The 13,855-nt window shown below is 31.9% G+C and carries 10 protein-coding genes; all 10 read right to left on the reverse strand.

From position 1 onward, the window contains the following. Positions 1 to 195: 195 nt before the first annotated feature. Positions 196 to 648, reverse strand: coding sequence for a methylglyoxal synthase (locus tag ABF633_RS11980; RefSeq protein ID WP_415523986.1), 453 nt, complete (start codon positions 646 to 648; stop codon positions 196 to 198). Between the two features lie 287 nt (positions 649 to 935). Then, on the reverse strand, positions 936 to 2,210 hold the full coding sequence (gene larA / locus ABF633_RS11985; RefSeq protein WP_415523988.1) for a nickel-dependent lactate racemase: 1,275 nt from the start codon (positions 2,208 to 2,210) through the stop codon (positions 936 to 938). Positions 2,211 to 2,459: 249 nt separating this feature from the next. Next, complete coding sequence (locus ABF633_RS11990) at positions 2,460 to 3,269, reverse strand: homocitrate synthase (protein ID WP_415523989.1); 810 nt, start codon at positions 3,267 to 3,269, stop codon at positions 2,460 to 2,462. A gap of 39 nt (positions 3,270 to 3,308) precedes the next feature. After that, entirely contained in the window at positions 3,309 to 4,370 is a 1,062-nt protein-coding gene (locus ABF633_RS11995; RefSeq protein ID WP_415523991.1) for a homocitrate synthase, read from the reverse strand. Positions 4,371 to 4,385: 15 nt separating this feature from the next. Further along, on the reverse strand, positions 4,386 to 5,246 hold the full coding sequence (locus ABF633_RS12000) for an ABC transporter permease (protein ID WP_415523993.1): 861 nt from the start codon (positions 5,244 to 5,246) through the stop codon (positions 4,386 to 4,388). A gap of 295 nt (positions 5,247 to 5,541) precedes the next feature. Further along, the gene (modA, locus tag ABF633_RS12005) at positions 5,542 to 6,390 is read right to left on the reverse strand and encodes a molybdate ABC transporter substrate-binding protein (protein ID WP_415523995.1); all 849 of its coding nucleotides are present in this window, start codon (positions 6,388 to 6,390) and stop codon (positions 5,542 to 5,544) included. Beyond that, positions 6,371 to 9,160: a nitrogenase cofactor biosynthesis protein NifB gene (gene nifB, locus ABF633_RS12010; protein WP_415523997.1), complete on the reverse strand. Its 2,790-nt coding sequence runs from the start codon at positions 9,158 to 9,160 to the stop codon at positions 6,371 to 6,373. Before nifB ends, modA begins: the two co-directional genes overlap by 20 nt. A gap of 22 nt (positions 9,161 to 9,182) precedes the next feature. After that, the gene (nifE, locus tag ABF633_RS12015; protein WP_415523999.1) at positions 9,183 to 10,643 is read right to left on the reverse strand and encodes a nitrogenase iron-molybdenum cofactor biosynthesis protein NifE; all 1,461 of its coding nucleotides are present in this window, start codon (positions 10,641 to 10,643) and stop codon (positions 9,183 to 9,185) included. Positions 10,644 to 10,868: 225 nt separating this feature from the next. Continuing rightward, on the reverse strand, positions 10,869 to 12,245 hold the full coding sequence (gene nifK / locus ABF633_RS12020; RefSeq protein ID WP_415524001.1) for a nitrogenase molybdenum-iron protein subunit beta: 1,377 nt from the start codon (positions 12,243 to 12,245) through the stop codon (positions 10,869 to 10,871). After that, positions 12,245 to 13,852: a nitrogenase molybdenum-iron protein alpha chain gene (nifD, locus tag ABF633_RS12025; RefSeq protein ID WP_415524003.1), complete on the reverse strand. Its 1,608-nt coding sequence runs from the start codon at positions 13,850 to 13,852 to the stop codon at positions 12,245 to 12,247. Before nifD ends, nifK begins: the two co-directional genes overlap by 1 nt. Between the last annotated feature and the right edge of the window lie 3 nt (positions 13,853 to 13,855).

A 13,855-nucleotide genomic window follows, 5' to 3' on the forward strand; every position in this document is an offset into this window, starting at 1 on the left:
TTCCTTGTATGATTCAAAATATACGTCGCATCTTTGACTTACTATTTATTTTCATGTGCCTTATTAAATCAGACATCGCATTAAAATATTTTTATTATTAAAGTATTATGTACGTAAACTTCAGCAATCATTTATTTCACTGCGGCATGTTTACTGGCATTAATGAAGTTTACAATGTGAAATTTAACTATATATCTAAAAATTATCTTTTCTTATTCTATTATAATAGTCTATCACATGTCTTTCATATTCTTCTTCCATAATAGGTGATTTTACCAAAAAATCTGCTGTAGATCTACTCATAGCTATAGGAATATCATATAGAACAGAAATTCTAAGAAGAGCTTTTACATCTGGGTCATGTGGTTGTGATGTTAATGGATCCCAGAAAAAAATCATAAAATCTATGTCGCCATTAACTATACTTGCACCAATCTGCTGGTCTCCTCCCATAGGGCCGCTTTTAAAGCCCTTTACTTCTAAACCCGTTCTTTCAGAAACAAGCTTTGCAGTAGTACCGGTTCCGCATAGAAAATGTTTACATAAAATATCTTTATTCTCTCCTGCCCAGCTTATTAAATCTTCTTTTCTATTATCGTGAGCAACTAATGCAATTTTTTTCTTTTTACCTAATTCATTTATACTCATACTGATCCCCCTTAAAGTAATCTTTTATATAAAATTATATCATATATTAATGCATCTTCAAAGAAACAACTAATTAATTAATACTTTAATTGGTTATATAAGAAAAGTGCGAATTAACTTGAAGGTTTCTAATCATTAATCAGTGAAAGCTTTTATGGCTGTAAAATCCCGAAAAACATGGGATCTTACAGCCACAAAAAACGAAAGATTTCACTTTATAAGTTTTAAACTCATAACATACCCCTGCGGGCGTTAAATCACTATTAATGACCACTAACAATTACTAATTAATCCTCTTTAACAACTACAGCTACCCCATTAGGAATAACTACCACTTCAGCATCATTACCCTTTATATCATAGGCTCTCTTTAAAGCATCTTCAAAATTATTGGCATGCTCCATATGCATATTTTTTATCATTTCAGGATCACACATATCTGTAACCATAATTACAGTATAGTTACTTAAAATTCTTGCTAAAATTTGAATTTCCCATTGATCTGGTATAGTTTTATTTCTAGGCACCTTTAATATACTTTCAAGAAGTTCTTCGGGTCCTTTTGAATTAGCAATAGTATTGTAAAAAGATTGACCACCGTGGCCATCATTACAGGCTGCTATCATAATAATAACTCCACCTTTTCTACAGGTAGATTCTGCCGCTGTCATGCCCTTAACTGCCTGGTATATATTTTGATCTAAAGGATATCCTCCATTACTGGAAACTACAATGTCAGCATCTATTTTTTTTACACTTGAAAGCTTCATAAGAAATTTGCAACCTGACTCATGAGCTAGCTTGCTATCTCCCGCAAAAGCATTTATAATGTTTTTGTTCTCGTCTATAATAACATTTAAAATGAATGCCAATTTTGCCTTTTCAGCAGCATACAGCATATCCTTATGAATAGGATTATTGTCTATTATCCCAGTTCTAGCATGCTCATTATTAATAAATTCTGAGCAATGATTTGCCATTATGGTATTTGCTGATGCTATACCTGGTAAGATACTTTTTCTTCCTCCTGAAAATCCTGCAAAAAAATGAGGTTCAATAAAACCTTCTGCTATTAATAATTCTGTTTCTATTGCTAATTTATTTAATAAAAGCTGTCCACCTGATGGCAATACACCAACATTCACCAAACTGCTTTCATCAGTAGAAATATGATTTATAATTTTTTCTTTCTCCACTATATCTTTTCCAAATTTATTTATCATTTCTTCTCTGGTAGTTGGTCTATGAAACCCTGTAGCAATAAGTATAGTTATATTAATATTGTGATTTATCTTTCTTATCCTATTAAGTAAAATAGGCATAGTAATACTGCTTGGAACCGGCCTTGTATGATCACTAGTTATAATAACCATGTTATTTTTATCTTTTACAAGTTCCTCTAAGCTTTTACTTCCTATACAGTTATCAAGTGCTCTATTTACTATGTTCTCTTGTGACTCACTAACTTTATAATCCTCCGCTTTAGATACCAATATCCCCTTTAAATTTTTATCATCTATACTTATTTTTAATGTTTTTGTTGAATAAGGAATGTCAATCATAATGCTTACCCCCATATAATTAATTTAAATATGAATAAATTAAATTTCAGCCCAGATTGGTACTACCACTAAATCCGGGTAAATTCCGAGTTGCATACCACTGCAATAAGATACCATTATTTAAATATCATATATTAATCAAATATATAATTTAAATTGTGATTTATGCATCATCTTACATGAATGCTAACGATTTCATACCAATAACATTATACCATATAATAACAAAGTTGGATCAATAATAAAAAATTATTGATCCAACTTTATTATTTTTTTTATTTGGTTTTCTTTTGCAATTAAATCTTCAAAATTTCCATGCCATAATTTTTCACCCGTAAGTTCATAAATGACTTTGGCAAATTTTGAAAAGTCACAATTACCTGCCCGTTCCCCCATACCTGTAATAGTGCAATCAGCAAATTTTGCTCCTGCTTCTATTGCCGCTAAGGAATTGGCAATGGCCATTCCAAAATCATTATGAATATGTATCTCTATATCGATAGGAACTGCATTTCTTATTCTTTTTACTTGATTAAAAAGTTCTTTAGGTTCCATTATCCCTACAGTATCCGCATACCGTACCCTTTCAACGCCTAGATTAAAAACCATTTTGCATAATTCAATGAAAAAATCCAGATCTGCCCTAGAAGAATCTTCTAAACCTACAGTTACTTCACAACCTTTATTTTTAGCATAACTAACAGACTTTTTTAGATTTTCTATAACCCATTGTCTATCTTTTTCCAATTTTGATTTTATCTGAAGATCTGATACAGGTGAAGATATATGAATTATATCTACTCCACACTCAATGGAAGTATCAATGTCTTTAGTACTCATCCTGTTCCAAGCTGCTATTTTGCTGTTAAGACCTAAAGCTGCTATTTTTGTTACACTTAATTTTTCATCACCACCCATGGCCGGTATACCTGCTTCTATCTGGTATACTCCCATTTCACTGATAAGCTTAGCAATTTTTACTTTATCTTCTATACCTAAAGCTATCCCAGCTTTTTGTTCTCCATCTCTTAAGGTAGTATCTACTATGTTGATACTCATATAATCATCACCTTTAATAGCTTCTATTATTTATATATTTTAAAATAAATAATTATTATTGCTTTTATTCAAATATATTTTATACATTTTAACTATTTCTTCATCTAAAACATTTCTTTTCATTTCTATACTTTTTTCTCTTATGTCATTTAAAAATAAGTCCATATCTATATTATTATAATCCAATTTAAGTTCTTCAAATTTCACCATTAAAGCTCTTTTCCCTGAATGTTTTCCAATGTACAATTTTCTATGTGCTCCTATAAATTCTGGACTAAATGGTTCGTAATTCTTAGGATTTTTAGCTATACCATCAGCATGTATTCCTGATTCATATTTAAAAATATCTTCTCCCAGTATAGGCTTCATGGAATATATCTTTTTCCCTGTTATCTTTTCATACACCTTAGTAAGTTCACTTATTAACTTTAGATCACCGCATATTTTAGCTTTCTTAATCACTTTAATTGCTAAAATCACTTCCTCCATTGCTGCATAATCCTTACTGTTAAATTCAGTAGTAATAAAATCACTACCCTCTATGCAGGCATCGATAGCTATAGAGGTAGCCATATAATATTTATTACTGGCACAGAAATCTACTAATACAGAAAAATTTGCTTTTATGTCTTTTATTAAATCATCTCTACCTAAAAAGTCAATTTTATTTGCATTACTTATTCTTACACAAGTTATATTATATCTACAAAATATCTTATTATTTTCATCCATATACAATTTATCTAAATCCTCAATGTCTATTTCCAGTATTACATTATTTTCTCTTAGCTTGTCTTGAAATTTTTCATTAATTACTAAAGCGATTTTATATCCTAAAACAACATACTTGAAGCTGTACTTATTCAAATATTGTAAATCTTCAATTTCTTCAACTCTATATATATAATCTAAATGTAAAGGCAGCCTATTTATTTTATCTATAGCAGCCTTATCAATTTCAAATAAATCTACACCTACTTTGGATAATAACTCTAAAAAGTATGCTATATCTTCATTATCAAAATTTTTAAACTCCCTCACAAGCTCCGGTATAGTTCTATCAATAATATTTTTTTCGACTTCATTAACTATAATAGCCATATAAACACCTTCCTGTTAGTCATCATCCTTAACGCTAAGTCTAACTACTAATAACAACACAAAAGTCATTATGTATAAAATTGTGGCAAAAGCTGTGGCCATCTTAATATCATCCTGCATATATGTATAAATTTGAAGTGGCATAGTTCTTGTTTTACCTATGATATTTCCAGCAAACATCAAAGTGGCACCAAACTCTCCCAGCGACCTTATCCAGGCTAAAATAAGCCCTGACACAACTGATTTTTTAAGCATTGGCAGCATAATCTTAATAATTGTTTCAATTTTTCCTGCTCCTAACACATAACTTACCTCAAAAAGTTCAATGGGCACTGTTTTAATAGAATCTCTCAGAACTCTTACATAGAGAGCAGAAGATACGAAAAATTGGGCAATTACTACCGCTGTAGAAGTAAATATGATATTTATTCCATGACTTGCTAAAAAATTACCCACAATGCCATTTTTACCAAAAGTCAGTAATAAAGCAATACCAGCTACTGCTGGAGGCAAAACCACAGGGATTTCTACAAATATATCCAATATTTTAGATAAAAATTTATTTTTCACAAAATGTATCCAAAAGGCTGTTGGAGTTCCTATTATAAAAGTAAATATAAGTGCTATTAAAGAAGTAGAAAAGCTTAGAATTACGGTTTTTATATTGTCTGAATCATAAAGAGTTTGAATAATATAGGATCCTCCTGAATACCTGATCATAGAAAATATTGGAAATATAAGTACCAAAAAATATATAACAGTTAAAATTAAAAAAACAGGAGCTAATATTTTTTCAAAAAAATAAAATTTAGTCTTTTCATCACCATAAGAAGAAATATTTTTTGAATTTTGTGGGATTTTTTGATTATTCTCCATATATAATATTACCCCCCTAATATGTGCATTTATAAAATAATTACAGCCATATTATTTAATGTTATTTTATATTAATTAATACCATTTAATTAATCAATACAATTCTAATATAACAGTATATTAAATAATAAACTTACTCTTAACGTCATTATTATACCACATTTTATATGTTACTACACTATAATATATAAATCGCTATAACAAAATATATTATTATATATAATTAAAGAAATAACAAATCAATATATTATTCTTTGACCTGTTATTTCTTTAATTATATTTTAAATCTATTAACTTATTTTACTGAAAAACCATATTGCTTTAAGATATCTTTTCCTTTACCAGCAGTAACATAATCAACAAACTCTTGAGCTGCTGCTTTGTTCTTTGAATCACCTACTACAGCTATAGGATAATCTACTTGTAATTTTGAAAATTCCTTGTCATTTATAACTTGTAATTCTTTTTGATTATTTGCATCTGTCTTGTAGACAACACCAGCATCTGCATCTCCAAGTTTTACTTTACTTACAACATCTTTTACATTCAATTCCTGGCTCTTTATATTTTTTATTATCTTGTCATAAGTAGCCTGGTCTATTGTATTGTCAGCTTTAGCAGCATCTAAAGCTTTATAAAAATAGTTTCCAGCTGGTAGAGATTTATCCCCTACTACAAGCTTAACCCCATCCTTACCAAGGTCTGCTAAAGAATTTATGGATACATTACTGGACTTGTTTTTTGCTATAACTATCTGATTCTGAGCAAAAATAACATCTTTATCAACCTTTTTAGCATCTGTTAAAGTCTTCATATTTTTTGTATCAGCTGATGCAAATACATCTGCATTAACTCCCTGATTAATAGAAGCAACTAATTGCTGACTGCCTGCAAAGTTAAATGTTACATCGATATTTTTGTCTTTTTTAATCTGCTTTCCTATTTCAGTATAACTTTCTTTTAAACTGGCAGCTGCAAATACAGTAATTTTCTTAGGCGGCTCATTGCTTCCAGCAGTGTCGTTCTTAGTGGTACTATTTTGCTGACCGCTGCTGTTTCCACAAGCAGCACTGAACATTGCTGCTAACAGGATAATAAGAATTAATAAGGTAAATTTACAACCTTTAAAAAGTGACTTCTGCATTCTTTACTTCCTCTCCAGTTAGTGCTGACATCTCCTCTACAGCACGTTTTATTCCTTTGTCAATTGAATCATACATTTGGATAAGTTTAATGCCTTTTGACTCTAGAGTTTTTACTGGTTCTATTCCTGCTCTCAGCGCAAGAACAGCATCACAGTCATGAATAGTATTTACTATTTTTAAGATCTTATTCTCAGCTTCTCCACAATCCTCAGAACCTGAACAATATTTATCTACATGTCTGCTCTCTAGGAATTTAATATCTCCTCCTTCATAAGAATAAATTTGGAATTCCTTAGCTTGACCAAAATGTTGATCTATATCTACACCTGATTTAGATGCTATGGCAAATTTATATTTTGACATTTTAGATGAATTTTCCTCTGGAACTTCAACTTTAGATTGATATGCATCAACTACTGAACTGCTGCAGCCTGATTTACAATCTCCTGCTGGAGCTATATCTGAAAAATCGGCGGAACAATCATTTCCCAATGTACCTATGGCATCTGCTCTACACTGCTTACAGTGATACATTTGTTTCATGTCTATTTCACATGATTTTCTCATGTCATTTAATTCTTTAGTAGGAGTCTCTGGCAAGTTTCCAAAAGCACTTTCCTTTACAGGTATAAGCTTCATTATATTTGTCATAAATGCTCCACATTCCTTAACCTTTTTAACTACCTCTGGAATATGAGTATCATTTACACCTTTAATCATTACAATGTTAACCTTGCAGACAATACCTTTAGAACAAAGATATTTAAGTCCTGAAAGCTGATTATTCATAAGTATTTCAGCAGCTTCTTCCCCAGTGTATCTCTTTCCAAGATAGTTAACATCTCTATATATTTTAGCTCCTATCTTCTTGTCTACAGAATTCATAGTTACTGTAACATGTGATATTCCCAATTCTATCAATTGATTAGCAAAGAACGGTAACATTAAGCCATTGGTTGAAATACAGAAAGTAATATTAGGATCTTCTTCCCTTATTAATTCTATAGATTTTTTAACAACATCAAAATTAGCTAATGCATCTCCAGGTCCTGCTATACCTAGAACAGTTAAATTTTTAAACTTAGCTTTAACTGCTTTAAATTTTTCTAAAGCCTGTTCAGGAGTAAGTACCTGACTTGTAACCCCTGGTCTGCTTTCATTGACACAATCATATTTTCTACTACAATAATTACAGCTTATATTACATTTTGGTGCTACAGGTATATGCATTCTTGCAAATTTATGAGCATTATCACCATAGCAAGGATGAGTACATGATTTTTCTGCATTTGCTTCAGCAGTTGTGAGAATTTTTTCCTCTTTTACTGGTTCTTCTACTATTGATTTTGGTTTATTTACTGGCTCCATATTATCTTCCCCTTCTTTTTTAGGAATGAAAAATCTATCATAGGAATCTTTCCTAAAGGTATTTTCCTTATCTTCAAGAATAGTGTTTGCAATAGAATCTATTAAGAATGCAGATCCATTATATCCTGTAAATACTAGTCTTTGAGCTCCAACTCTATCATGAACTGGGAAACCTATTCTGACTATTTTTACACCAAGTCTCTCTGCCATTCTTCTTCCATCTGAATTTCCAATCATAACATTTATATTAAAATCTTTAGCATAAGATTCTATTGTTTCAAAGTCAGTATCATCTAAAATAACAGCTTTTTCTAATTGTTTTTCAAGTTCTTTCTCTAACTGCATCTTTAATTCTTTATTTTTTGATCCAGTAGCAATAAGTTTAACTAATACTCCATTTTCTGCACAAGTTTTAGTTATAGCTAATACAAGTTCTGGTTCACCATATATGATAGCTCTAGCCTCTCCATTATATTTGTGACTATCTATCATGGCATCCAGATATCTTCCTCTTTGTAATTTAAATTTATCTGGCATCGCAATACCAGTTATTTTCGAAATTATAGCCATAAATTCATCAGTATTCCTAAGCCCAATAGGAATATTACATTTATAAAGTGGCACTCCAAATTCCTCTTTTAAATACAGCCCAGGTGAATAGTCATCTGGCACCGTCATGCCCATTTCTATAGTAGCTGCTGCGCTACCCATTTTTTCAATATCTTCTATTTTTGTTCCACCATTAGGTAGTCTTGTATATTCTTCATTATGTGATGAATCCAATGTATTAGACACATCTGGAAGCATTGTATACTCTACTCCAAAGGTTTCAAGTATTTCTTGTATATTTCTTACATCTCCAGGGTTTATATTCGCACAAATTATATTAACTTTTTTACTTTTAACATCAGTTTCAGGTTTTTTACAAACCTGCTCTACAATACTTCTTAAAGCTCTAAAATATCCCTCTGCCTGTGTTCCACCATATCCTGGTGTTGAGGTAGTTATTATTCTAATATTTTCATATTCCTTATTATCTTTTTCTTCTTGTCTGAATTCATATATAATCCTCTTTATATCCTCACCTATAGTTTCCGCAAGACAAGTTGTCATTACCCCTATAGTCTTAGGATTATACATCTTAATCATATTCTTTAAACCTGATTTTAAATTCTTAGTTCCACCATATACTGTACCATTTTCAGTTAGCGAAGATGAAGCTATATCAATAGGCTCATTGTAATGAGTTGCCATATGCCTTCTAATATATGTGCTGCAGCCTTGAGAGCCATGTAAAATTACCATATTTCCTTCTATACCTTTAAAGGCCATAACACCTCCCATTGGCATACACATCTTACACGGATTAACATTTAAATTCACAAAATTTCGACTATTCAATATAATCACCTCCACTTATATTTTAAACAAAATTCCATACAGGACTGTTTATTGTTAAATCAATCTCTTTAGCAAAATTTAGAGATCCTACATAACCGCTTAGTGCATGTTTTCTTTCATGATTATGATCACAAAATGCTATACCTAATTTATAAGCCAGTGGTCTTTCTTTAACACCACCTACTAGTATATCTGCACCCTGCTCTAAAATAAATTTTTCTAATTCATAAGGATTTGCATCGTCTAATATTACAGTACCTTCATTAGTAATACTTTTTATTATTTCATAATCATCTTTTTTACCTGTTTGCGTTCCTACCATTACTGTTTCCATACCTAGATTTCTAAATTGCTTTATTAGGGATATTGCCTTAAAAGCACCACCAACAAATATAGCAGCTCTTTTTCCCTTTAATCTATCTCTATAATAATCCAGTTCATTTTCAATTTTACTTTCTTCATCTAAAACAAACTGTTTTGCTTTCTTAATCTTATCTTCAGTACCTAAAATATCTGCTATTTTAAGTAATGAATTCTTTGTATCCTCAACTCCATAGAAACTTACCTTAATATAAGGTATTCCAAATTTTTCTTCCATCATCTTTGCCAAATACATCATAGATCCGGCACATTGAACTATATTAAGTTTAGCTTTTGGCGCATTCATTATTTCATCATAACTGCTATCTCCAGTTAATTTAGCCACAACATCTATACCAAACTTTTTCAAATAATTAGTTACAATCCATATTTCTCCAGCCAAATTAAAATCACCCAAGAAATTTATTCCATCAATCTTTTCGTCTGTAGTTTTGTCACCCATAAGCTTCATTAAAGCATCACAAGCTGCTTTATATCCAGTAGATTTACTTCCTGCAAAACCAGGAGATTTAACCGGTATTACTCTTATACCGTATTTTATTTCCGCTGCCTTACACACTGCATCAGTATCATCACCTATAACTCCTACAATACAAGTGGAGTAAACAAAAATTACTTTTGGATGATGTGCTTCTACTATTTCATCAATAGCTGCTGTTAATTTCTTCTCTCCTCCAAATATAACATCCTTTTCTCTTAAATCTGTAGAAAAACTGTTTCTGTATACTTCTTCTCCGCTGCTTAGACTTCCTCTTATGTCCCAAGTGTAGCTAGCACAACCAATAGGTCCATGTACCAAATGGTAGGCATCAGTTATTGGATTTAGAACAACTCTGGCTCCACAGTACACACAAGCTCTTTGACTTACAGAACCTGATACACTAGCTGAATCACATTTGAATTCTCCCTCACCACATCCGCCTTCACTTTTTTTATTGTAATAAACGGATTCTTCTCTTTGTTCTATTACCTCTAATTTTTTTTTTTGAACTACAGGTTTATACTTAACTTCATCACTCACATTCTCATTCTTATCCACTAATTCCAAACAATCATCGATTGTTGAATCATCATAACAAAAATCTTTTTTTCTATTTTCCATAATAATTGCACCTCCAAAATTTTAATCATTATAACATTACCCTATAAAATTACCTATATTAAAATTTGATTCAGGATGATTATAGTATCATCCTGAATCTATGGGGCATTTATCAATATATAGCCTCTGCCAATTTTTTATAAAAGTAATTGGGCAAATTATATTTTTATCAAAATACAATCTTTACTTAAAGAGATTAGCAGCAGGCCCGTAAATAGCTAAAAATTATCTTACTACTTCAAAGTCTTCTTCTGCACATTCTCTTTCAATTTTGTCAAGTATAACATTAGTTATGTCTTCTATTAAACGCATTGCGCCTTTGTAGCCAACCTTTGGATTGTAATAGTGTCCATATCTATCCATTATTGGGAAACCAAATCTAACAAATGGAATATTTTCTTCTCTTGCAATGAATTTTCCATAAGTGTTTGATATCAATAGATCAACACCTTCATTTTTTATCCATTGGTGTATGTCAAAGAAGTCACCTTCAGCTTTAACTTTACTTCCTTCTATGCCAGCTTCTTCAAGCATAGCATTGATTTCTTTTCCAAATTTAGCACCAGGAGTACCAGTAACTACATACTTTGGTATAGCTCCTAATTCTATTATAAATTTGCTAAGTGCAATTATTTCATCAGGGTCACCAATTAATGCAACCTTTTTACCTTGAAGATACTGTTGGCTATCGATCATTAAGTCGATCAATTGACCTCTTTCTTCTTCTATTGATGCTGGTATTTCCTTACCTGTTGCTTCAGTTAAAGCCATTAACAATTCATCTGTAGCAGCCACACCAATAGGAGTCTTCAATGTTTTAAATGGAACTTTGCACTTCTTTTCTAATTCCTTTGCACCTAATTCTGAAGCATAACTTCCAAGTGCAAAAGTAATATCTGCATTTCCTGAATCAGCTATATCTTCACGCTTTGTTCCACCCTCTGGATACATTTTGAATTCACCTGTAGTTGGACCATCTAATACTCCACTAGTATCTGGGAACATTGTATAAGGAGCCCCTACAACTTCAAATAATCTCTTTATTTCTCTCATGTCAGCTGGACCAACAAATCCAGGAATTATATTTATTTTGCCATTCTTTTTATCAGTATTTTCAGCTAAATATTTAACTATACCCTGTACCATGTTAGCAAATCCAGTAATGTGTGATCCAACATAACTTGGTGTGTTTGTATGAATAACTAATTTACCTTCTGGTATACTACCTGCATCCTCCATTTGGCTGATATAAGTAGGCAAGTCATCGCCTAATGTTTCTGATAGACAAGTTGTGTGAACAGCTATTATATCTGGATCGTACATTGCAAATATATTTTTAACAGCTGTCTTTATATTTGAACCACCACCAAATACGCTGGCACCTTCAGTAAATGAACTTGTAGTAGCCATTGCTGGTTCTTTAAAATGTCTTGAAAGAACTGTTCTGTGGTATGAACAACAACCTTGTGAACCATGGCTGTGAGGAAGACAATTGTGAATACCTAGTGCTGCGTACATTGCCCCTACTGGTTGACAAGTTTTAGCTGGATTAATTCTTAATGCTTTTCTATCTACTACTTCTTTTGATGTTGCATCTAACATTATACTTCCCCTCCTACAACAACTTTACTTTTTGCTGAAGCATCTTTTTTCCAAGGTGGTGTTATCATTTTCCATGCTGGTGTATAAATACCATTAACAAGTTCATGTCCAAAATTAACTACTCCTCTGAATCCTGCATATGGACCATTGTAATCATAAGAATGAAGTTGTTTTGATAATATTCCACCCTTTTGGATAACATATTTTTCTTTTACTCCTGCAAAGAACATATCTGGGTGTAATTTTTCTATTACTGTTTCCATGTCGTGATGGTTCATATCATCTATTAATACAGTACCATCATGCATTTCTTTCATCATTCCGCCATAAGCAGATAATGGAACGCCTGCTTTTTTAAGCTCTTCTACTTTATCTTCTGGAATTACAACACGATATTTCTTATCATCTGGAGTAACAGTTATTTCAGGAATATTTTTACTATCTGCATCAATTTTGATAGTTGGTATAACTTCTCTTCCTTCATAGTCGTCACGGTGAGCAAATTCGAATCCAGCTACTAAGCTGTCTACACCAAAGCTCTTAAGCATATTCATATATGTGTGAGATCTTGATCCTCCAACATATAAACAAGCTGTTTTTCCATTAAGTTTCTCTTTGAAATAATCTAAATCATCTTGAATTTCAGCAATTTCTTCTGCTATAACTTCTTCAGTTCTCTTAGTAAGTTCTGGATCATCAAAACATTTAGCCATATCTCTAAGTGTTTCAACTATTCCATCTACACCTATGAAATTACATTTGATCCATGGAATACCATACTTAGTTTCCATCATTTCAGCAATGTAGTTTATAGATCTGTGACATTGTACCAAGTTTAAATCTGCCTTGTCAGCATTTTGAACTTTCTCATAACTACCATCACCAGTTAGAGTTGCGTTAACAGTATACCCTATTTTTTCAAGGATTCTATCCATTTCCCAAGCATCTCCACCGATGTTGTATTCTCCTAAAATATTTATAGAGAACTTCTTCTTTTCCTTGTTTCCTTTTCCAATCACTTCACTCATAACAGTATTATTTGCTATATGGTGACCTGCTGATTGAGATACACCTTTGTAACCTTCACAGCTGAAAGCATGAACTGGAATTCCAAGTTCTTTACTTGTTGTTGAAGCAACTGCAAGTATATCGTCACCGATAAGACCAACTGGACATGTTGCATATACACCGATAGCTGCTGGATGGAACATTTCATAAGCCTCATGTATAGCCTCTGTTAATTTGTTAGTTCCTCCGAAAACTATATCGCTTTCCTGCATATCAGTAGAGAATACATATTCGTTAAAGTTTAAGCCATCTCCGTTTTCTGGTCTTGACTTAAATCTTCTTCCACCCCAAGTGTAGAAAGAACAACCTATAGGTCCATGTGTTATATGAACCATATCTTTTATAGGTCCCATAACAACACCTTTACAGCCTGCGTAAGCACATCCTCTAGCTGTAATTATTCCTGGTATTGTTCTTGTGTTAGCAACTATTTCAGGATTTGGTGCTTCTTCAGTTTTTATAACAATGTGACCACTTCTGCTTCTTTTAGTTTTAGGTATATATTTTTCTAAAATCTCGTCTTTTAAATTTTCGCTCACGAA

It is taken from the genome of Clostridium sp., assembly GCF_047718555.1.
Taxonomy (GTDB): Bacteria; Bacillota; Clostridia; order Clostridiales; family Clostridiaceae; genus Clostridium_I.